The following is an 18,717-nucleotide window of genomic DNA, read 5'->3' as shown; positions in this document are numbered from 1 at the left end:
AATCCGCTGGATTGGCCACGGTTGAGCGGCCTGCACCACCCTGCCGGACCCGTCGAGCTGCCCGACGGGTCCGTGATCGTGCCCGCCGACGTAGCCGGCGAACTGCTCGCCGCCGCGGTACGCGACCTCACCGCCAGGGCCCGCCGCGACGGCCTCGCCGTGTCCGGCCGGGCGGTCGCCGTCCTCCAGGCCCTCCACGAGGCCGCCGTCCGCCACGACACCACCAGTTCCGGCCCCGGAACCCCCACGGCCACAACCCCGATGGTGGAGATCAGCACACACGAGGCCGCGACCCTCATGGGTTGCTCCGCCGAGTACGTGCGCCGGCTGTGCCGGTCCGGTGTCGTGATTGCCCGCCGGATCGGCCCGGCCTGGCTCATCGACCGGCCGAGCCTCGACCGCCACCGCCACCGCACGGAGGGCCCATGACCACCACCGACCCCGGCGTGAAGCCGTACGACGCCAACTCGGCCTGGCCCACCACCGTGGAGGAGGCCCTCACCGTCGAACCGGTCGCCCCCGACGCGGTCACCCTGGCCGAACGGGAAGCCAAGGAAGCCGCCGCCCTCGTCGACGCCCTGGAGAGGCGTGTCGTTGACGGAGACGACACGGTCACCGCCGAGCAGATCGAGCAGGCCGACAAGCTCGGCCGGTTCGCGCGGCTCCGCGCCCAGCACACCGCGAAGAAAGCCGCCAAGGCCCAGCACGCCGCCTGGCTACGCGAATGCGGGCAGATTCGCGCCGAGATGGAGGCGTACGCGCCGGGCCTCGCCGACCGGCTCACCGAGAAGCTGAAGGTTGCCGAGCAGGCCCTCACCGACGTCGTTGCCATGGCCAACGACCACAACACCCGGGTGGCCGACTGGCGCCGCAGGATGGTCACCCTCGGCAACCTGGAGCACACCAACCCGCTGGTGCCGCCTGCCTCGCAGGCCCACATCGGCTACCGCGGTTCGAAGGTGATCGTGCGTCGCCGCAGCCTGGAAGCGGTCAACCCGAAACGGTGGGTGCAGCACCTGATCCACTCGATCCAGTTCGCCGCCGACCCGGCACACAACGACCGGATCCAGTTCCCGGACTTCCGGCCGACCCGACCCACGGGCCTGTACGACACGGTCCGCAAGCTCGACGAGTTGGAGCCGGAACCGGATCCGGGCCTGCGGTTCTTCCGCAGCAAGACCGGCGGCGGCGTGATCGCCCTCGACGAGCAGGCCCTCGCCGCCCGGAAGAAGCTCGGCGGGCCGCTCATCGAGGGCCAGGCCGCCAGCTACGGCGAGAACCCGTATCAGCGGCAGATCGACGCCGGTGAGCTGATCGAGATTTCCCGGAAGGAAGCGTGGGGCCAGTGACCACCCCCCTCGACCCGCGTGTCGCCGCCGCCGTTCAGGCCGTTGTCGACAACCCGGTGATGTACGCGCAGCGTGCCGCGTGGGCCGCCCAGGAGGGCGTCACCCTGCCGCCACCGGCGGCCGGCCCTGGGGCTGCTCCTGAGGCCGCCCCGACCACGCTCGCCCCGGTGCAGTACGGCGACGACTGGTTGAAGACCGCCAGTCCGGAGCAGATTGCCGACGCCCACCAGGCCGGGAACCTTCACGCCCTGATGGCCGGCTCGCCGCCGCCCGGCGCTGGTGTGCCCGCCGCCGGGCAACTCGGCAACGAGCATGTCGCGGCGATGAGCACGGAGCAGATTGCCGACGCCCACCAGGCGGGCCGGTTCTCCGCCCTGCTCGACGGGTCCGCCCCGGGGCAGGGCTGACCGGTGCGGCAGCTCGCCATGGAACGACTCGTCACCACGGTCGCCGGCCGCCCGGCCGCCGTCGAGGTGCCCGTCATTCCCGCCGACGCCTCCCCAGCGTTCCGTGAGGGCCTCCGCTGCCGCCGGGTGACCGCCGCCCTGGGCAGGTGCCCGTGCGGCGCCCGTCGGCCCGCTCCGACCGCGGTACAGGACGCCGCCGCCGAGCAGGGCCAGGCCGACATGCCGACCCTGCACAAGGCCGACTGCCCGGCCCACGACACCCCGCTCGCCGCCGAGCTGGCCGCCTGGCAGAACGGGAAGGACGGTGCCCGCCATGGCGCTCCGGCTCGGTGAACTGACCGCCTTCCTGCGAGCCGACAACACCCACCTGGAGCGGGGCGTCAAGGCCGCCGAGCAGAAGCTCCGGCAGGCCGGGCAGAAGGCCCGCCAGTACGCGCCGGTGATCGGTGCCGCCATGGCCGCCGGCATCGGCGCCGGGCTCGCCGGAGCGATGGACCTCGACAAGGCCCGCGCGAAGCTGTCCGCGCAGATCGGCGACCCCGCCCTGGCCGCGCAGCTCGGCAAGGTCGCCGGCCAGGTGTACGGGCAGGGCTTCGGCGAGTCCGCCGCCGCCGCCATGGACGCCGTCCGCGCGGTCGCCCAAGCCAACCTGGTGCCGTCCGGTGATTCCGCCGCCCTGCAAGACCTCACCATCAAGGCGCAGGCGTACGCCGACGTGTGGGGCACCGACGTGGCCAGCGCCGTCTCGACCGCCTCCACGCTGGTTAAGTCGGGGATCGCACGCGACGGCACACACGCCCTGGACCTGCTCACCGCCGCGTCCCGGAAGGTGCCGACCGCCATGGTCGGCGACATCCAGGAGGTTGGCGCCGAGTACGGCCAGTTCTTCCGCTCCCTCGGCTTCTCCGGTGAACAGGCGTTCGCGCTGCTCGCCCAAGGGGCCGACAAGGGCACGTGGGGCATGGACAAGACCGGCGACGCCATCAAGGAATTCTCGATCCTGGCGACCGAGCTGGACGGGGCACCCGCCGACGCCCTGAAGTCCCTCGGCCTGAACGCCCGGAACATGCAGAACGACCTTCTGGCCGGCGGCGACCGGGCACGCGGCGCGTTCGAGAAGACGGTGGCCGCGCTGCTCGGGGTGAAGGATCCGGCGAAGCAGGCGCAGCTGGCCCTCGACCTGTTCGGCACGCCGCTGGAGGACCTCAACAAGGCCGACATTCCCGCGTTCCTCCAGTCGCTGCACGGTGTCGGTGACGGCCTGGGTGACGTGTCGGGGGCAGCCCAGGGGGCCGCCGACGACCTGGGCGGCTCGGCGAGTCAGAAGCTGTCGCAGTTCGGCCGGCAGATCCAGATGGCGTTGGTGACCCGGCTTGCCGACGCGATCCCGATGATCGAAGCCACGTTCGGGTGGCTGTCGAAAAACAGTGGCTGGGTGGGTCCGCTGGCGACCGGACTCGGGGTGCTCGCCGGCGCGATCGCGGTGATCGTCGGCGTGATGAAGGTGTGGGCGGTCGTGCAGACGGTGCTGAACCTGGCGCTGTGGACGTCGCCGATCACGTGGATCGTGGTCGGGGTGCTCGCCCTGGTCGCCGGCATCATCTACCTGGCCACGCAGACCCAGTTCTTCCAGACGGTCTGGTCTGCCGTGTGGACGGCCGGGAAAGCCGTCGTCGAGTGGGCGATCAACTGGATCGTGGGCGGCTGGTCGTGGCTGATTGGCCTGCTGGTCGACGGGGCCAAGGCGTGGTGGTCGCTGTTCTCCGGCACGTGGCGCAAGGTCGGGAACCTGGGCCGCGACGCCCTACAGTGGATCATCGACAAGGCGATCGCATTCAGCGCGTACATGACTGCCCTGCCCGGCCGGATCCGCGGCAAGCTGCGCTCGATGTTCGATCCACTAAAGTCCGGCTTCAAGAACGCGATCAACTGGATCATCGGCCGGTGGAACAACCTGTCCTTCACGATCGGCGGCGGTTCGGTCATGGGCGTCGGGATCCCGTCGGTCACCCTGAACACCCCGAACCTGCCGATGCTCGCCGCGGGCGGTCACATCCTCGGCTCCGGCATGGCGATCGTCGGCGAGGCCGGACCCGAGTTGGTGCACCTCGGCCGGGGGGCCACCGTGCAGCCCCTCGCGGGCGAGGCGGCGCCGGCCGGGGAGCAGCGTCTTCGGTTGACGGGTGAGTTCAGGGTCCGGGGGCGGGACCTTATTCTGCTGCTGCGGAATCAGGCGCAGATGACCTCGGGCGGCATCGTCAAGCTGCTCGACGGATGACCCGACACACCACGTACGGGCCCGCCAGGATCGCCCCTGGCGGGCCGTAGCGCTACCCGGCACAGTCCTCGTAGGCCTTGCTGTACGCCGGATCGTTGGCCGCGTCCTTCGACGCCCGGTACTTCCCGCCACCGAACCCCCATCCGGCTTTCGCGCCGGTGGAGGCGTCGACCTGCCACAGGTGCCGGCCGTCGTCGCAGCGGTGCGCACCGACCATCTGCTGCCCGCCGTCCGGGTCGACACAGCCGGCGGCGGCCTGCTCCTGGTCGATGGTCTCGCCGGGTTGGAACACGTCGGCACACGCGGGCAGGGCGGGAGGGCTGTAGGTGATGGTGGGCGTCACGCCGGTCGACGTGTCGGCGCAGCTGGTCAACGCGAGTATCCCGGCGGCGGCCAGGGCGAGGATGCGGGAGGGTCGGGTCATCGGGGCACCGTACCGGCGGGCCGGGCCGGCGGGGTGTCACTCAGGCGACAGGACGGCCGGCGGCGCGGTGTACCCGGCGGGCGCGGCGCCACAGTCGGCGGCCGTAGCGGAGCCGCTTGCCGGTGCCCTTGCACCACCAGCACGGCCGGGACAGTTTCCGGTTGGACTTGGCCCGGTGGTGGCCGCGTCCGTCGCACAGCGCGCAGTCCCGGAAGGGCCGCAGGATGCACGAGCCGGCGTAGACGGCCAGCACGGCGAGGATCAGGCCGGTCGCGGTGAGGGTGCCTCTCACAGGGTGCCTCCTGGCGGGTTTTTCGGGCTGCTGGCGGGGGTGCCGCGACCCGCGACTATCAGGGGTTTGTGCTGGTGGGGGCCGGTCGCGGCGACGGTCGCGGATCCGCGACTGGGCTGGCTGCCGCGACCGGCCCCGCGACCTATCCGGCTTCGATCTCCCGACGCTGCTGGGCCGCGTCCAGGGCGGTGCGTCGGGCGCCCTTGATGTTCTTCCCGGCGACCTTCACGTCCTGGCTGTCGACGCCGTACCGGGACAGCGACTCACGGACCATCTCGGCGGTGATCCCGGCGTACATCTCCGGCCACTGCCCGGCGAGCCGCTCCGCGAGCACCGCCCACGGCAGGCCCGACTCACCCGGCCGGAGTACGGCCCGCGCGTCGGCGAGCATGTCGCGTGCCTCGACCCGCTCGACACCCTCACCGATGACCGTCCGGCCGCGCAGCTGCCCGGCACGGGCCACGATCGCCGCGGTCACCTCCGGGGTGGGGAAGAACGATCGGGCGCTACCGGGCTTGTCGACACCGACCATGACGCCCCACCCGGCATCGACCCCGGGCCGGTACACGGTGCCGGTGAACCCGCGCTTGTACGCCCCCGTACCGAGGATCATGTCGTTCTCGACCTGGCCGAGCACGGACAGGCACCACCGGGTGCTGATGCAGCGGGTGATGTTCGGCGGCAGGCTGTCCTTGTCGGGAATCTGTGTGGCCAGGCAGAACGTGATCCCGAGCGCTCGGCCGCGCTTGATGGCCCGCTCGCACGCGGCGGCAGCGCCGGGCACGGCCGCGAACAGTTCGTGGACCTCGTCGAGCAGGATGAACACCGGGTGCAGCCCGGACCCCTTCCGACCGGCCAACTCCGGGGTGATCTTCCCTTCGGGTGCCTCGCCGCGCTTCTTGGCCTCCAGGATCCGCTTACCGCGCCGCTCGCACTCGGCCAGCGCCCAGCCGATGATGTCGCTTCCGGCCTCGAACGCCTCATCATCGACACCAACGACGTAGTCGGAGCACAGTGGCCCGACGTCGAGGAAGTCACCGACGCCCTTGAACTCTGCCACCTTGAGCTCGACGGTCGGGTCGAGCATGGCGATGGTGAGCAGGGTGCGGGCCGCGTACGACTTGCCGGAGCCGGGCTGCCCGCCGATCAGGAAGTTCCGGGCGAACAGCACCGTCGACAGGGGGCGTTGCCGGGCGTCGGTAGCGAACGGCTGCGGCTCGAAGATGCTGGTCCGCGCGGTGTCGGTGGACAGCACCCACCGAGGTTGGCCCATCTTGCTCGACGGCTGATACCCGACCCACAGGTCCACCTGTCCCGGGTGGTCGGGGCCGACCTCCGGCCACACCTGATCCACCGGGAGACGCAGGGCGGCGGCGAGGTTGTCGCGCTTCTCCAGCAAAGACGTGGCCACGATCGCGCCGGGCAGGTTGAACCGCGCCAACCAGCCCGGCCCGTCCTTGTGGATGCCCGGCGGCGGGAACGTGACCTGCCCGGGTTCCTTCACGCCGACGCCCAGGGCGACGACGGCACGGCGGACCATCTCGGCGGTCAGCTTGGTGAACTTCTGCCCGGTGCTGGTCCGGTCCACGATCGGCTTGTCGGCCGGCCGGCCGTACCGGGCGGCGACCAGCACTAGGGCGGCAACGACGCAGTACCAGCCGACCGGCGGCATCCCAGCCACCTCGACGCCGACGAGCAGCACCAGCAGCAGCACCGCGGCGACGCCGACGATCCACCAGCGGGCGTTGGATTCCTTCGCCCGGGTGCGGTTGAGGGCCTGCCAGGTGTGCGGGTCGTTCTTGTTGGCCGCCGCCTGCCGCAGGTGGAAGTTGTCCCGGCCGCCGACCGCCCACCACGTCACCGCCGCCCCGGCACGCCACACACCACGCGGCGCATAGGCGGCCACCTTGACGGCGTACTTCGGGGAGCGGGTCGCGTGATACAGGGCCCGGTTGCGGCCGTAGCGGGCCGACCAGGCGACCAACGCCCGACGCCCCTCCGGTGACCGCAGCACCGCCGGGACGATCGGCCGGGTCTGCTCGTCCCGGGCCACCACATCGGCGAACGTGGCCTTGCGGTCGGGCGGATCGACGGGCCCGCCCAGCTGCTCGGCGTGCACGATGTGCCGTTCGTCGTCGTACTCCATGGGCAACGTGGTCATGGTCAGTACCTCCCCTCAGCCTGTGCGGCCAGGTTGCGGGCCCTCAGGGAGAGGGCCGGGAGCAGGTCACGCCACGCCTGGGTGGGTGCGGCGATCTCGTTGTCGATGAGGTCGGCCAGGGCGTGAAGGCCACCGGCCGTAGCCCCGAGCCGCGTGAGCAGCTCGGGGCACACGGTGCAGTCCGTCTCGGCCATCAGCCCTCGACGCCCTCGATGTAGCCGCCCTCGACGCCCTCGATGTAGCCGCCCTCGAACTTGCCGCCGTGCATCCGCTTGGCGTGGTCGACGGCGTCCTTGTTGGCCATGTTGAACGTGTCGCGCTTCGGACCGCGCATGTCACACGACGAGCAGCCGCCGCGCATCTTGTGCCCGTCAGCTGGCGGCACATCGGCGGGGTTCTTCTTGAACAGGCCCATGGGTCAGCTCACCTTCGCTTCCTTGTTCGCTGCGGCAATCCGGCCGCCCAGCTCGACGAGGCAGATGGAGGCGACGACCACGAGGCCGTCGACGGACAGCGGCAGCAGGTACTGCGACCCGTTCGTCTCGCCGTACCGGGCCGCCACCGCCGCCATGTGCCAGTAGCTGACCCACGCGGCGATGCCGGCGATCAGCGCCGTAGCGGCCCAACGACCGACCGCCAGGTGACGGGTGTGCACCGGAACCCGGGAGATCAGTTCGATGGTGAGCAGCAGCGCCAGCGGCGACCACGCGGAGATGATCTGCGAGATCAGTTCGTCTCGGGCGTGGAGCACGTTGCCCGCGATGGATGCGGCCACACCGAGGGCGAGCACGCCCCGCACCGCCCACCGCACCCGCTTGAGTGAGCGCAGCTCGGCCCGGTCCGGCGGGGGCTGCTCGACGCGCGCCGGGGTGACCGTCGGGACCGGCTCGGCCGGGATCGGCGTACCCGGGTGACCGGCATCGGTGGCCTGCGGCGACCGTTCGGGCCGCTGGCGGCGGCGGAACCACCGCCGGGACCGCTTCGGCTGCTCGTCGGACTCGTCCGTACCCGGGTCCGGCCGGGCGTCGTCGCCGGACTCAGGACCGGGCTCCGGGTCGCTGCCGGCCGGCACCGGGCCGATCGGCTGGGCGTACTGCCACGGGTCCGTCACCGGCTCGACCGGCGGCGCATCGGCCTGCTGGGCCAGCAGCGAACGCAGTTCCTCGGCCTTCGGGGCACCGATCCGGAACTGCCGCATCAGCCGGTTCCGGCTGGGCACCTCGCCCAGGTCTTCGGCCAGCTTGCGGGCGGCCGGCAGCAGCTCGTCGACGGGCTGCGGGTACTTCACGTTGTTGATCGTCGGGGCGGTCATCGGGTACCTCCAACGGCTAGCTCGGCGAGGGCGCTGGTGAGGCGCATCAGCGCCCGGTACTGGCGGCGGGTCCGGCGGCACGCCGCCGCGTGGGCGTCGGTACCGGGCTGGACGCGCGCGCGGACCACGCACGCTTCGGCGTACCGGCCGGCCATGTCGTCGATGGCGAACTTGAGCCGCGCGGCGCTCACCGGGTCAACTCCCTCGGACGGTCGACGGTCGGGGCCGGCCGGGCGTGCTGCCGGCGGATGGTCGCGGCGGTGGCGTCGGCGTGGCCCTCCACCAGGCGGCGGGCGACGGCGAGGGCGGCCAGGGGCGTTCCGGTGCCACCGGCGAGGATCAGCAGTACGTACTTCACTGGGCACCTCCGGGCAGGTCACGGGCGATCAGGGCGACGATCGCGACGGCCAGCTCGGCGGCCACCGGCAGCCGCAGCAGCAGCAGGTTGTCGGGGTCGAAGGTGGGCACATCAGAGGCGTCCATCGGCTCGGCGAAGTGCGTGAGCAGCAGCACCGGCAGGCGCCCGTCGGACGCCTGCAAGTGCAGGAAGAACCGCTCGGCCGGGGTGGAGATCTCGACCGGTGCGGACTGGTGCACGTTGAGGGTGTGGTCGTGGTGGGTGGGCACGCACCACGGCGGGCAGTAGCGGGCCATCAGCGGGCACCCCCGGCCCAGGTCGTCGACACGCACATGCCGGCCGCGCCGACCTGCTCACCGGTGCACGGCTCGTTGTGGTGGTTCTGCATGGCGGCGAGGGCCGCCAGGGCGGCGCACACCAGCACGGTGCGCGCCACCAGGCGGTTGATGAAGCCGGCCATCAGCGGTCGGCCTGGGCCAGCAGAGCCGCCGACAGCAGAGCCTTACCGAGCTCCTCGGCCTGCTCCGGCGTCAGCCGGACCCGCGTGTGCACGTCGCCGTACGTCGGCTTCTGTGCCATCACCGCCAACGACACCGACGCGACCTCGATGACCTTCCCATCGGGGTCGTCGAAGCGCTGCATCTCCACCGCGGCGAGCATCGCCTTGTCGCCGAGCTCGTAGTCAACGGCGGCGGTCTTGCCGACGAAACGTTCGTGCATCCGGCACCGGTCGAAGTACTCGTCGGCGTCCAGCGTGTTCGGGTCGACCCCTACCGGGAGCAGCGCGGTGACGAGCGGCGTGCAGTCACGCGGGCACCAGGCCGGGCAGTTGGCGTGCAGGTTGGCGGCGGGCACGGCCGCCCACAGGGCCCGGTCCTCGGTGCCGTCGAGCAGCTGCGTGCCGCCGGAGTTGAGGACCGGGAACCGGGCGTCAGCCGGGCGGGGCCGGGGGATGGCGGTCAGGTCGGCGGTGGGGGCGTCGTGGAGACGCCGCTCCGACGGTACGGGTGCGTGTGCTGAAATAGCCATGGGTCGCCTCCTGGGGCGATCAAGGCCCTCGGTTAGCGCTGCGAACGCTGCCGGGGGCCGGCTTGTTGATGCCGGTACTACGCCACTGAGTGTGGCCTACGTATGTGGCGTACGTCAACCATGGTGGCCACGTTGATTGGCAACGTCATGTGTGCGACCATCGCCCCGTGACGAGACTGGAGCAGGCCGCCAAGGCGTACCGCCGAGCAAAGGACGCGCTCGACAAAGCTCGGCCCGAATTGGCTGACGCGATCGTGGAGGCCGCCCGCGATGGCACGCGCCAGGCCGAGATCGTCAAGGTGACCGGCTACACCCGCGAGCAGGTACGCCGCATCTGCCGGGCGGCCGGGATCGAACCGGGGGAGTAGCGGCCCTGACTGGTCACAAAGTGAGCACGGACGCGCCGAAGTGATCACATTCAGGCCGGTACGGGCCGGCACAGCACCCCGCGTACGAGCAGCCAGAACAGTCACGACCGGGATCACTCGGCACCGTCCGGCACATCCGATAGCCGACTCTTAATCCGCGGGTTGTAGGTTCAAGTCCTACGCGGCGTACCAGACACCAAGGCCCCGACCAGGCGTTTCCCGCCCGGTTGGGGCCTTTGTCGTACACCGTACCGCTGGCTCGGTGCTCGCCGGGCGATCGGGAGCCGTTGGACCGGTCGACCGCTGGCGGGACAGCAGCGGCATTGACGGGACGTTCCATCCCGACCCGCCGCCGGGCTCGTCGAACGGGCGGATGCCGGGCTGGGATAGTGATGAAGGTGAGCCCTGGAATCGCCGCATCGCCCGAGCTCGTCATCTTCGACTGCGACGGGGTGCTGGTGGACAGCGAGCCGATCGTTGCCCGGGTGCTCACCGAGTGGATGCGAGACCTCGGTGTCCGGATCACCGATGAGGAGTGCGCTCGGGAGTTCGTGGGGCTGGCGCAGGAGGTGGCGGCGCAGCGAATCGCGGACCGTCTCGATGGCGAGGTGCCAACGGGCTGGTTCGACGGGCTCACCGCTGCGGTTGATGCCGCGTTGCGGGCCCAGGTCCGGCCGGTGCCGGGCGTCGCTCAGCTGCTTGAACGGCTCAGGGTCCCGTTCTGCGTGGCGTCGAACGGCCGGCCAGCCAAGGTCGACTTGACGCTGAGTGCGAGTGGCCTGGCGAGATACTTCGACGGGCGGATCTTTACTGCCTCGCAGGTCGCCCGAGGCAAGCCGGCCCCTGATCTGTTTCTGCTGGCGGCGTCCCGGATGGGTGTACAGCCTGAACGGTGCGTGGTGGTCGAGGACAGCGAGGCCGGCGTTGCAGCCGGCCTCGCTGCAGGGATGCAGGTTCTGCGGTACGCCCCGGACGGATCTCGGACGGGCTCCACCGAGGTGTTCCACAAAATGGATGACCTTCCGCCGTTGCTTGGGCTGGTGACCGGCGGCTGACCGATTCCAGATGTGTTCCGAGCGCCGGGTGCGGTCAGAAGATCGACGTGGCCGCGCGGTAATGTCCTACCTATGGGGTCGACGGCGCGTAAGGTTTCGCTGACTGGTATCAAGCCGACCGGTGAACCGCATCTGGGCAACTACATTGGCGCGATCCTTCCCGCACTGAAGTTGGTCGATGACTATGAGTCTCTGTACTTCATCGCGGACCTACACGCGCTGACGACGATCCGTGACCGTGATCTGTTGCGGCGCTACACCCGTTCGGTGGCCGCGACGTGGCTCGCGGCCGGACTCGATCCGGACCGCACCACCTTCTATCGCCAGTCGGACATCCGGGAGATCCCTGAGCTGACCTGGGTGCTGTCCTGCCTGACCGGTAAGGGGCTGATGAACCGGGCGCACGCGTACAAGGCGGCGCGCGACCGTAACCGTGCGGCCGGCAAGGAGGATCTGGACGCGGGTGTGAACATGGGCCTGTTCAACTACCCGATGCTGATGGCGGTCGACATTCTCATCATGGACGCCGATGTGGTGCCGGTTGGCCGTGACCAGGTCCAGCACGTCGAGTACGCAGCTGACATCGCCGGTGCCTTCAACGCCGTCTACGGCGATCGATTCAGGCTGAAGATCCCAGCTGCCGTCATACCGGATGAGGGCTCGGCGCAGACCCTGCCCGGCGTCGACGGACGGAAGATGAGCAAGTCCTACGGCAACACGATCCCGCTGTTCGAGTCCGAAGCCGGTCTGCGCAAGATGATCCGGCGGATCCCGACTGACAGCGTGCCGCTCGAGGAGCCGAAGGATCCCGACTCGGCTGCGGTCTTCACGCTGCTGGAGCGGTTCGGCGAGGCGGACGTCGTTGCCGAGACCCGAGCCCGGCTGATGGCCGGTGGGATGGGTTGGGGCGAGGTGAAGGCCCAGCTCACCGACGCGTTGAATGCCCAGTTCGCGCCGCTGCGGGAGCGCTACGAGGCGCTGATGGCACCTGGCAGCGAACTGGACGACCTCCTCGCGCACGGCGCGGACAAGGCACGTAAGCAGACCCGACCGTTGCTGGAGCGGGTGCGCGACGCCGTCGGCATCGGGTAGGCGCTGACAGCGTGCCTCGCCGTCAAACGAGTGCGTCGACTACCTGATCGGCGCAGTGCCAGGTGGTCGTCCATTTGCCGGGCAGCGCGACCAGCAGGTTGGCCGCTGGGGTCCAGCCGGTTGGTGGTTTCCTGAGATCGACGACCAGGCTCGATGGGTCGGCCTGCGGGCTGGCCGGCTCGCACACGGTGCCCCACAGCAGGCTGAGGTCACGGTCGGGCCGTTGAACTCCGCGCAGGTGGAGGGCGGTCTGTAGCCGGGCATGTTCTTCCTCGGCCGGTCCATACTGGCCGTCGACTGCGGGCAGGCCAACACGGGTGCCCCCGAGATCTGGACTGAGGGCGAGGAGGTCGCCGTCCAGCCAGTAGGTCAAGCTCGGTACGCGGGTGCCGGCCTGCCGTCCCCAGGCGATACGCCGGGTGCGGAGCGTGTGCCGGATCCCGGCTCGGGCCAACAGTCGCGGTGTACCGGCGCCGGCTGCCAGGACCAGCATGCGTGCCCGTGGGGCGGCACGCGGTGCGTTCTGTGCGATGGAGACGAGGCAACTGGCCGGATCTCGACGTAGGGTGACCTCCCGTCGCAGTACCGGCGGTACGCCTGCGGTGTGAGCCAACGCGACGAGGCTGGTGTGCAGTGCGGGCAGGTTCACGCTGTAATCCGGGATGCGGAAGGCTGCGGCCGGTGGGGGAAGAGAGCCGCTGGCCACGGGAGCCGCTTCCGAGGCGGTGATGCCGATTCGGTTCCAGGCCTTCAGATACCGGTCGACGGCGTCGGCCGAGTGGAACAGTGCCAGTCCGGTGGCGGCTCCGATCCGTACGGGCCGGGTCAGGTCGTACCAGCGGCTCCGCTCCCGCCAGCAGGCCTCGCTGAGCGAGGGCAGCACCGGGGCGTAGACGGCACCCGAATGCAACTGTCCGAGGTTTGCGAGCGACGCCCCAGCCTGCCCGTCGCCGACGCACCGCACCCGCAGACCACGACGTGCCGCCGTTGCGGCGATGGCCAGACCGCAGAGTCCTGATCCGACGATGAGAGCGTCAAGGGTGTCATCTGACACGCGCCGCCTCGTTCCCCTTTGATGCAGTTGCCTCGGACCGTTCATCGATGACGGCGATGCGATGGCGGTCGGCGAATCGGCGTACCAGCTCACGCGGTGCGACATGGTGGTCGACGCGGAGTCGGATGCGTCGGGGCCAGAGGCGCAGCCGGCCGCGGGCCGCAGCCCGGTGGGCCTGCATCGAGTCGCGGTCCAGCAGAAGGCTGCGCAGATGGGCCAGGATCGTCGAGCCAGCGACGGAGATGAGGCTGGCTTCGGCATTGATCGCTGGGTCTGGGACGACCGGCACCAGCATGGCGAGGTCAGGTCGGACCGGTGTCGTCGCCGCTGCTGCGACGATCTTTTGGGCTGCCTGGTCGAAGGGCCAGACCGGTGGAGGCGTCGGTTCGTCCACCGGCTGTGGCGTCAGTTGTGGTAGCAGCAACGCCATGCCGGGGATGCCGGATCGGGCGTATCTGACGACCTGTCGGCGTTTCGCGAGCCCGTACGGCGTCTGGTACAGACCAGGTGCCAGCACCGCCGTCGTGCTCGCGGCGATCAGCGTGATCTCCCGACCGCTGGCGAGAAGTTGATCGCGCAGGTGCAACACGGTTTCGGTCGCGCCGTGCACGCTGCGTCGCATCGACTGCACCCCGCTGCGGTCGAGAACGCTGTCTACGACGCAGACCCGACCACGAGAGGCGGCAAGGATGGCCGTCGTGACGGCAACGCGGGCGCGGTGCTCGGCAACCGTCAGATCCGCGATGATCCAATGCGCGTCGGCGGATGCCTGGTCCGCTGGGCGGCTTCGCGCGTCGGCGGATGCCTGGTCCGCTGGGCGGCTTCGCGCGACGGCGACGACGGTGAAACCGGCTGCGACGGCCAGCGGCGCAATGGCACGACCAAGGCGTCCGGACGCACCGAGCAGGACGAGGAGTGGGCTCATCGAGTGCACCACTGCCAGGTCTCGGCGAACTGGGTGAAGGAGCGGCAGTACTCTCGGCGTGCCTGGCGCCAGGGGCCTGGCCGGAGAAGCCGATCGGCGAACGCCTCACGGGCGCGGGTGATGTCCGTAGCGTCCCAGCCGCTGCTCAGCTCGATGGCCGACAGCAGCGGCGCCTGGCTGGCCTCGTCGTCGCGCATCACCCGGTCGGTGATCTCGGCCGGAGTCATGTTCAGATGGATGCTCGACGCCGGGATGCTCTTCGACATCTTCGGGTAGCCGGCCAGTCCTTCAAGGACCCGGAAGTACAGGGCGCCGATCCGGCCCTGCCAACCGAGACTCAAATCGCCGGCGCCGGCCTGCCGGCGCAGCACCAGCCGGGCCAGGTCGGTGAAGTAGGACTCCTCCACGCCGGAGACCATGAGGACGTCACCTGCGCCGCCCTCGAAAGGGCCGAGAATGTCGGCGACCGTGTACAGCGAGTCGACGACCACTCCAGTCTCACTGCCGAGCAGCCCGTGGTCGGCGTACAGCTCCAACAGGCTTTCCCGGTGTTCCTGGAAGTCGGCCCGAGAGAGGTAGCGGGCCACCCGCCCGGCGCGGACCAGGTTGGCGTGGTCGAGGTGAGACCGCAGTTCGGCCGCGTCCGGATTCAGGCCGATCGCGACGAGGAACGCGAACATCTGATCCCTGACCTGGACCAGCGTCTGCCATGGCACGTTGCGGGAGTTCCATGCGCCGAGGTCCGAGATGACGACTGTCATCGGCGCGCCGAGTCGGCGTTGCAGCTCGATGATGCCGAGCATGACCGACAGGGTGCCGGCGGTCGGTGCGTTCGTGGGGCCGAAGCCGGTCACGACAGACATCGACTGGCGCTTGTAGGGGTCCAGGACCGTGAGCGCGTTGTCGGCGTGGGCGAATCGGGCTGCGGTTGGTCCGAGTTGTTCGGCCAAGACCTCGGCCGATCGCGAATCTATTGACGCTGGTGGCATGTCTGGTTTCCTACCTGAGATCGGTGAGCATGGTCAGCAGCCGCATGGCGTTGCCGGAGCGGCGAGCGTGACGAACCCGGGCGCTCGCTTCGTCGATGTCGACTCCGCTCGCTCCCACGACGAGCGCGGCGTTCAGCTCGACCAGCATGGTCGCGGCCGTGTCGTCTCCAGGGGCGAGCGCAGCGGTGACGAGCGCGGCGTTCCCGGCGTGTGTGGGTTGGTGCGCGACGGCCTGACGCCATGAGGACGTCGGCTCAGCGCCCTGGTGGATGCCGCAGGTGATGAGCCCGTCGGTGAGACGGGCCAGCCGCGCCTGACCGACGCCGGCGTACTCGTCGACGGTCTCGCCGGGGGACAGCTCCGTGCAGGTGACGACGCCGAGGGCGAGCTCTGGCCTGATCCTCTGTAGCGCTGCGGCCGCGAGCGTGACGTCGCGGTGCGCCAGGCCGAGTAGGTAGCTGCTCGCGCGGACGCAGAGAGCGGCGACTGGCATGAAGAAACTTGCCGGATTCAGGGTGTCGAAGACGTCGTCGTACCGATCTGCGTAGCGCGGGCAAAAGACCGGGTAGCCGACGTAAGCGATGCCGTAACGCTCCAGCACTTCAGGAATGTCCGTTGGCTGGCCGACCGGTCTTATGCCGAGGAGATCCAGGACGTCGGCGGCTCCGGAGACTGCGGATACCGATCGCGAGATTCCCTTGACGACGCGGGTCCCGGCAGCGGCGGCGAGGATCCCGGCCGCAGTGCTGACGTTGAAGGTCTTGTACTGCTCCTTTCCGCTGCCGGCAACGACGACAGTGCCCTCGGGCACGTCGACCGGCCGGCTGGCGTAGTTGGCGAGCGCTGGGTCGAACTGCGTGATCACCGTCCACCACTCGGACAGCTCCGCCGGGCCGAGGCGGTCGGCGCGGAGCAGGTCGGCGCACCACCGCCGCCATTGCACGTTCGCCGATGGTGATTCGTCCCGAAGAAACGCGTGCAGCTGATCGGCGGACCATCTGTCAGACGGCGCGGCAAGAGACGGGGCGCTCATTTGGTCCACCACGAGCGCGTCGAGCCAGCCGTGCGGGCACCGGACAGCTCAGGACGAGACGCTCCAGGCGTACGCCGAGGCAGGTGTGCAGACAGGCTGAACACCCACGCCGCCCGTTCGTGCGCCGCGCACGGTCCGAGCGTTCCGCAGGCCAGACACCTCCCATCGGCGCACGACACCACATGCTGCGTCAGGACGGCCTGCGCCTCCTCCAGCTGCCCGCCGCCGAGATACGTCGCCACGGTTCCTCCAAGGTCATTTGTTCAATGGGTGGTGTGGCGGGCACGTCGTGCGCGTCGCTTCCATCGACGTCGCCTGCCGTCGCCGTCACCGGGACTCAACGGCTCGCCGTTCGCATCCCTCGATGAACAGGTTGGTCGCGCCGATAGATCAGCTGAAGTGGTTCTCCGTCAGCCGGTGTCAGCCGACACCGGGCACCCATGGCGCGCGGGGGCCAGCGAAGCGGCGATAGGGTGCGGCATATGAGTACCGGTGCTCGGCAGGCAAGTGAGTGGACCATCCACGACGAGCGGGTCATCGACGACACTAGGCGTGCCGTGCTGAGCGTCGCCGATGTCGAACTACCCGACGGCGTCCGGTTCGAGCAGTACGTACTCAGGGTGCCGTCCGCCGCGATGGTGATCGTGCTGGACGAGGCCGACCGCGTGCTGATGATGTGGCGGCACCGGTTCATCATCGACCGGTGGGTCTGGGAGCTGCCGGGCGGCTACCTTGACCACGACGAGGACCCAGTCGTCTGTGCGGCGCGGGAGGTCGAGGAGGAGACCGGCTGGCGGCCCAGGACCATGGAGCCGCTGCTGGGCTTCCAGCCCATGGTCGGCACCATCGACCAGCAGAACATCATCTACCTGTCCCGAGGGGCCGACCCCACGGGCACCGTGCCTGACATCAACGAGACCGCGCGAATCGGCTGGGTCCCGCTGGCCGAAGTAGAGCGACGAATCCACGCCGGGGAGATCGTCGGTGCGGGGTCTGTCGCCGGCCTGCTCGCCGTGCTGCTGGCCAAAGCGACAGGGCGAATCTAGGCAGCTTGGAGTATCGGCCGTACGCGCGCGGAGAACTCCTGCACCATCGGCAGCCCGGCGTACGGCGTGAGGCGGTCCGCGAGAGTGGCGAGGTATGCGTGCGCCCGTTCGGAGCTCAGACTCTCAGCGGCTTGTGCTGCCTGCACCCCCACCGCGCCGGCTTGCTCCGGCTCACCGGACTGCACGTGCGCAAGCGCCAACAATGCCAGGTTGAACTGCTTGCCGCGGGCATAGGCGCTGCCGTCCATCTCCAACGACCGCACCGCGAACCGGGCCGCGAGCTTGCCTTGGCCGAGCGCGGCGAAGCAGTGGCCGAACTTGGCCGAGAGATACGCTTCGTCGAAGTAGCCGATCCACTGTGGGTTGCTCGTGTTCTCCGCGCGGTCGAAGGCGCGTTCAGCGCGGTCGAGCGCTGCCGTACACGCCGCCTCGTCACCGCCCACGGCGTGGCCCTGCGCCTCCAGCACTGCGGATTCCGCCTGGATCGCAGCCATCCCGGACTCGGCCGCCGTGCGACCTGCGGCACGCGCCAAATCGACCGCCTCTGCCGACGCCCCCAAGTAGGCCGCCTGGTGACTCATCGCCGCCAGGATCTCAGCGCCCAGCGGGCGATCGCCTGCGGCTGTGGCGAGCCGTAGCGCCTGGACCATGTACCGCTGCGCCAAGCCGTTCAGCCCAGCATCGTACGAGGCCCAGCCCGCGAGCTGGGTGGCCTCGGCCGCCGCCGAGTACAGCGCGATACCGGTGCGGGCGTCGTACCGACCACGCAGGAGCGGAGCCACCTCGGTATCAAGGAACCGGACCAACCCGTCACGGACGTGGCCGCCACCATAACGGTTGTCGAGCGACCGGTAGACGCCGGAGATATGCCGAATCGTCTCGACGTGAGGTTCACCAACGAGGCTGTCACCGTGGCCGACAGGCTCCTCTTCGAGTCGAGCGGTCAGCCAGCGGAGCGCCGGCGTCAGGAACGCCGCCGCGTTGAATCCCGCACCCATCAGGAGATCTCGCCGTTGCATATCTCCCCGCCACAGCTCTGCCGCGACCTCCGCGCCGTGTCGCCAGTCCTGCGGGAAGTCTAATCCCACCGCCGCGTCGGGGCCCGGCTCAGCGGGACCGGGGACCAGTTCGCCGCTGTCAGCCGACACTTCCCTCACCAGGGCGGACAACTCGCCGTTGGCACCGAGCGCCGTGTCGAGCAGCGCCACCACGGACGCGCTGGGCCGCTTGCCGCCGGCCTCGAGATCCCAGAGGTATCCGTGCGAGCAGTGGACCAGATGTCCGAGCCGGCGAAGCGACAGGCCTCGCTCCTCGCGTAGCGACCTCAAGCGCGGCCCGAAGGCCGGATCGACGACAACGAGCTGTCGCGGCATGGCACGCTCTCCTCGGAATGAGGTCACGATTGGCCGATTGGTCCTGCCGAAGCAAACACGTGGCTTGACAGTACTGGATCGCAATCGTAGGACCATGAGACCCACCAGCTATCAGAGGATGGTTCGGAGGATTAGGTCCGTTTCTGGGCGAGTGTGAATATTCCGGGCTCGT

General features: G+C 69.8%; 25 protein-coding genes. 9 read left to right on the top strand and 16 right to left on the bottom strand.

The features are described from left to right. Nucleotides 1-21: 21 nt before the first annotated feature. From ACFHWY_RS17455 to ACFHWY_RS17435, 5 genes are read left to right on the top strand one after another with little or no spacing between them, the layout of a single operon-like run. On the top strand, nt 22-429 hold the full coding sequence (locus tag ACFHWY_RS17455; RefSeq protein ID WP_416581257.1) for a helix-turn-helix domain-containing protein: 408 nt from the start codon (nt 22-24) through the stop codon (nt 427-429). After that, nucleotides 426-1,349, top strand: coding sequence for a hypothetical protein (locus ACFHWY_RS17450; RefSeq protein ID WP_416581256.1), 924 nt, complete (start codon nt 426-428; stop codon nt 1,347-1,349). The genes ACFHWY_RS17455 and ACFHWY_RS17450 overlap by 4 nt, the downstream gene beginning before the upstream one ends. Next, the gene (locus ACFHWY_RS17445) at nt 1,346-1,756 is read left to right on the top strand and encodes a hypothetical protein (protein WP_416581255.1); all 411 of its coding nucleotides are present in this window, start codon (nt 1,346-1,348) and stop codon (nt 1,754-1,756) included. Before ACFHWY_RS17450 ends, ACFHWY_RS17445 begins: the two co-directional genes overlap by 4 nt. Nucleotides 1,757-1,759: 3 nt before the next feature. Next, nucleotides 1,760-2,089 carry a hypothetical protein gene (locus ACFHWY_RS17440; RefSeq protein ID WP_416581254.1) on the top strand — a complete coding sequence of 110 codons (330 nt, stop codon included), beginning with the start codon at nt 1,760-1,762 and terminating at the stop codon, nt 2,087-2,089. Then, a complete protein-coding gene (locus ACFHWY_RS17435) occupies nt 2,070-4,034 on the top strand; it encodes a phage tail tape measure protein (RefSeq protein WP_416581253.1) in 1,965 nt (654 codons plus the stop codon). Before ACFHWY_RS17440 ends, ACFHWY_RS17435 begins: the two co-directional genes overlap by 20 nt. A 52-nt stretch (nt 4,035-4,086) precedes the next feature. Here the strand turns inward: ACFHWY_RS17435 and ACFHWY_RS17430 are convergent, their stop codons facing one another. The 11 genes from ACFHWY_RS17430 to ACFHWY_RS17380 all read right to left on the bottom strand — a co-directional run bounded on the left by ACFHWY_RS17430 (nt 4,087) and on the right by ACFHWY_RS17380 (nt 9,610). Continuing rightward, a complete protein-coding gene (locus ACFHWY_RS17430) occupies nt 4,087-4,458 on the bottom strand; it encodes a hypothetical protein (protein WP_416581252.1) in 372 nt (123 codons plus the stop codon). A gap of 40 nt (nt 4,459-4,498) precedes the next feature. Continuing rightward, the gene (locus ACFHWY_RS17425; protein ID WP_416581251.1) at nt 4,499-4,750 is read right to left on the bottom strand and encodes a hypothetical protein; all 252 of its coding nucleotides are present in this window, start codon (nt 4,748-4,750) and stop codon (nt 4,499-4,501) included. Nucleotides 4,751-4,892: 142 nt separating this feature from the next. Continuing rightward, nucleotides 4,893-6,911 carry a cell division protein FtsK gene (locus ACFHWY_RS17420; RefSeq protein ID WP_416581250.1) on the bottom strand — a complete coding sequence of 673 codons (2,019 nt, stop codon included), beginning with the start codon at nt 6,909-6,911 and terminating at the stop codon, nt 4,893-4,895. Nucleotides 6,912-6,913: 2 nt separating this feature from the next. Beyond that, nucleotides 6,914-7,105: a hypothetical protein gene (locus ACFHWY_RS17415; RefSeq protein ID WP_416581249.1), complete on the bottom strand. Its 192-nt coding sequence runs from the start codon at nt 7,103-7,105 to the stop codon at nt 6,914-6,916. Further along, on the bottom strand, nt 7,105-7,326 hold the full coding sequence (locus ACFHWY_RS17410; RefSeq protein ID WP_416581248.1) for a hypothetical protein: 222 nt from the start codon (nt 7,324-7,326) through the stop codon (nt 7,105-7,107). The genes ACFHWY_RS17415 and ACFHWY_RS17410 overlap by 1 nt, the downstream gene beginning before the upstream one ends. A 3-nt stretch (nt 7,327-7,329) precedes the next feature. Beyond that, nucleotides 7,330-8,223 carry a DUF2637 domain-containing protein gene (locus ACFHWY_RS17405; protein WP_416581247.1) on the bottom strand — a complete coding sequence of 298 codons (894 nt, stop codon included), beginning with the start codon at nt 8,221-8,223 and terminating at the stop codon, nt 7,330-7,332. Continuing rightward, the gene (locus ACFHWY_RS17400; RefSeq protein WP_416581246.1) at nt 8,220-8,414 is read right to left on the bottom strand and encodes a hypothetical protein; all 195 of its coding nucleotides are present in this window, start codon (nt 8,412-8,414) and stop codon (nt 8,220-8,222) included. The genes ACFHWY_RS17405 and ACFHWY_RS17400 overlap by 4 nt, the downstream gene beginning before the upstream one ends. Next, the gene (locus tag ACFHWY_RS17395) at nt 8,411-8,581 is read right to left on the bottom strand and encodes a hypothetical protein (RefSeq protein WP_416581245.1); all 171 of its coding nucleotides are present in this window, start codon (nt 8,579-8,581) and stop codon (nt 8,411-8,413) included. Before ACFHWY_RS17395 ends, ACFHWY_RS17400 begins: the two co-directional genes overlap by 4 nt. Further along, nucleotides 8,578-8,877 (bottom strand): hypothetical protein, encoded by a 300-nt coding sequence (locus ACFHWY_RS17390; RefSeq protein WP_416581244.1) that lies wholly within the window; start codon nt 8,875-8,877, stop codon nt 8,578-8,580. Before ACFHWY_RS17390 ends, ACFHWY_RS17395 begins: the two co-directional genes overlap by 4 nt. After that, on the bottom strand, nt 8,877-9,041 hold the full coding sequence (locus ACFHWY_RS17385) for a hypothetical protein (protein WP_416581243.1): 165 nt from the start codon (nt 9,039-9,041) through the stop codon (nt 8,877-8,879). The genes ACFHWY_RS17390 and ACFHWY_RS17385 overlap by 1 nt, the downstream gene beginning before the upstream one ends. Continuing rightward, on the bottom strand, nt 9,041-9,610 hold the full coding sequence (locus ACFHWY_RS17380) for a hypothetical protein (RefSeq protein WP_416581242.1): 570 nt from the start codon (nt 9,608-9,610) through the stop codon (nt 9,041-9,043). The genes ACFHWY_RS17385 and ACFHWY_RS17380 overlap by 1 nt, the downstream gene beginning before the upstream one ends. Before the next feature lie 167 nt (nt 9,611-9,777). On the opposite strand from ACFHWY_RS17380, the gene ACFHWY_RS17375 reads away from it, so the two are divergent. The 3 genes from ACFHWY_RS17375 (at nt 9,778) to ACFHWY_RS17365 (ending at nt 12,125) form a co-directional block, all read left to right on the top strand. Next, the gene (locus ACFHWY_RS17375; RefSeq protein ID WP_416581241.1) at nt 9,778-9,978 is read left to right on the top strand and encodes a hypothetical protein; all 201 of its coding nucleotides are present in this window, start codon (nt 9,778-9,780) and stop codon (nt 9,976-9,978) included. Between the two features lie 398 nt (nt 9,979-10,376). Next, a complete protein-coding gene (locus tag ACFHWY_RS17370; RefSeq protein ID WP_416581240.1) occupies nt 10,377-11,033 on the top strand; it encodes an HAD family hydrolase in 657 nt (218 codons plus the stop codon). A 72-nt stretch (nt 11,034-11,105) separates the two neighbouring features. Further along, entirely contained in the window at nt 11,106-12,125 is a 1,020-nt protein-coding gene (locus ACFHWY_RS17365) for a tryptophan--tRNA ligase (protein ID WP_416581239.1), read from the top strand. Between the two features lie 22 nt (nt 12,126-12,147). Here the strand turns inward: ACFHWY_RS17365 and ACFHWY_RS17360 are convergent, their stop codons facing one another. From ACFHWY_RS17360 to ACFHWY_RS17345, 4 genes are all read right to left on the bottom strand, one after another. Then, nucleotides 12,148-13,179, bottom strand: a complete 1,032-nt coding sequence (locus ACFHWY_RS17360; protein WP_416581238.1) for an FAD-dependent oxidoreductase — start codon at nt 13,177-13,179, stop codon at nt 12,148-12,150. Next, the gene (locus ACFHWY_RS17355) at nt 13,169-14,104 is read right to left on the bottom strand and encodes a hypothetical protein (RefSeq protein ID WP_416581237.1); all 936 of its coding nucleotides are present in this window, start codon (nt 14,102-14,104) and stop codon (nt 13,169-13,171) included. Before ACFHWY_RS17355 ends, ACFHWY_RS17360 begins: the two co-directional genes overlap by 11 nt. Next, entirely contained in the window at nt 14,101-14,967 is an 867-nt protein-coding gene (locus ACFHWY_RS17350; protein ID WP_416581236.1) for a hypothetical protein, read from the bottom strand. The genes ACFHWY_RS17355 and ACFHWY_RS17350 overlap by 4 nt, the downstream gene beginning before the upstream one ends. A 136-nt stretch (nt 14,968-15,103) precedes the next feature. Further along, the gene (locus ACFHWY_RS17345) at nt 15,104-16,036 is read right to left on the bottom strand and encodes a hypothetical protein (RefSeq protein WP_416581235.1); all 933 of its coding nucleotides are present in this window, start codon (nt 16,034-16,036) and stop codon (nt 15,104-15,106) included. 572 nt (nt 16,037-16,608) lie between these two features. Between ACFHWY_RS17345 and ACFHWY_RS17340 the strand changes: the two genes are divergently transcribed. Continuing rightward, entirely contained in the window at nt 16,609-17,172 is a 564-nt protein-coding gene (locus tag ACFHWY_RS17340; RefSeq protein ID WP_416581234.1) for an NUDIX hydrolase, read from the top strand. Here the strand turns inward: ACFHWY_RS17340 and ACFHWY_RS17335 are convergent. Continuing rightward, on the bottom strand, nt 17,169-18,545 hold the full coding sequence (locus tag ACFHWY_RS17335; RefSeq protein ID WP_416581347.1) for a helix-turn-helix domain-containing protein: 1,377 nt from the start codon (nt 18,543-18,545) through the stop codon (nt 17,169-17,171). The genes ACFHWY_RS17340 and ACFHWY_RS17335 overlap by 4 nt on opposite strands. Between the last annotated feature and the right edge of the window lie 172 nt (nt 18,546-18,717).

Origin of the sequence: Micromonospora sp. LOL_024, assembly GCF_048060415.1 — a bacterium.
In the GTDB taxonomy this organism is placed as follows: Bacteria; Actinomycetota; Actinomycetes; order Mycobacteriales; family Micromonosporaceae; genus Micromonospora.
The sequence above is the reverse complement of the archived record's forward strand: the minus strand, read 5'-3'. Positions and strand labels throughout refer to the sequence as shown.

What these genes read in the sequence shown, in the direction of transcription:
- ACFHWY_RS17450 (WP_416581256.1), top strand. Translation starts at nt 426, where the DNA reads ATGACCACCACCGACCCCGGCGTGAAGCCGTACGACGCCAACTCGGCC.
- ACFHWY_RS17435 (WP_416581253.1), top strand. Translation starts at nt 2,070, where the DNA reads ATGGCGCTCCGGCTCGGTGAACTGACCGCCTTCCTGCGAGCCGACAAC.
- ACFHWY_RS17430 (WP_416581252.1), bottom strand. Translation starts at nt 4,458, where the DNA reads ATGACCCGACCCTCCCGCATCCTCGCCCTGGCCGCCGCCGGGATACTC.
- ACFHWY_RS17420 (WP_416581250.1), bottom strand. Translation starts at nt 6,911, where the DNA reads ATGACCACGTTGCCCATGGAGTACGACGACGAACGGCACATCGTGCAC.
- ACFHWY_RS17415 (WP_416581249.1), bottom strand. Translation starts at nt 7,105, where the DNA reads ATGGCCGAGACGGACTGCACCGTGTGCCCCGAGCTGCTCACGCGGCTC.
- ACFHWY_RS17410 (WP_416581248.1), bottom strand. Translation starts at nt 7,326, where the DNA reads ATGGGCCTGTTCAAGAAGAACCCCGCCGATGTGCCGCCAGCTGACGGG.
- ACFHWY_RS17405 (WP_416581247.1), bottom strand. Translation starts at nt 8,223, where the DNA reads ATGACCGCCCCGACGATCAACAACGTGAAGTACCCGCAGCCCGTCGAC.
- ACFHWY_RS17390 (WP_416581244.1), bottom strand. Translation starts at nt 8,877, where the DNA reads ATGGCCCGCTACTGCCCGCCGTGGTGCGTGCCCACCCACCACGACCAC.
- ACFHWY_RS17385 (WP_416581243.1), bottom strand. Translation starts at nt 9,041, where the DNA reads ATGGCCGGCTTCATCAACCGCCTGGTGGCGCGCACCGTGCTGGTGTGC.
- ACFHWY_RS17380 (WP_416581242.1), bottom strand. Translation starts at nt 9,610, where the DNA reads ATGGCTATTTCAGCACACGCACCCGTACCGTCGGAGCGGCGTCTCCAC.
- ACFHWY_RS17365 (WP_416581239.1), top strand. Translation starts at nt 11,106, where the DNA reads ATGGGGTCGACGGCGCGTAAGGTTTCGCTGACTGGTATCAAGCCGACC.
- ACFHWY_RS17355 (WP_416581237.1), bottom strand. Translation starts at nt 14,104, where the DNA reads ATGAGCCCACTCCTCGTCCTGCTCGGTGCGTCCGGACGCCTTGGTCGT.
- ACFHWY_RS17350 (WP_416581236.1), bottom strand. Translation starts at nt 14,967, where the DNA reads ATGTCTGTCGTGACCGGCTTCGGCCCCACGAACGCACCGACCGCCGGC.
- ACFHWY_RS17340 (WP_416581234.1), top strand. Translation starts at nt 16,609, where the DNA reads ATGAGTACCGGTGCTCGGCAGGCAAGTGAGTGGACCATCCACGACGAG.
- ACFHWY_RS17335 (WP_416581347.1), bottom strand. Translation starts at nt 18,545, where the DNA reads ATGCCGCGACAGCTCGTTGTCGTCGATCCGGCCTTCGGGCCGCGCTTG.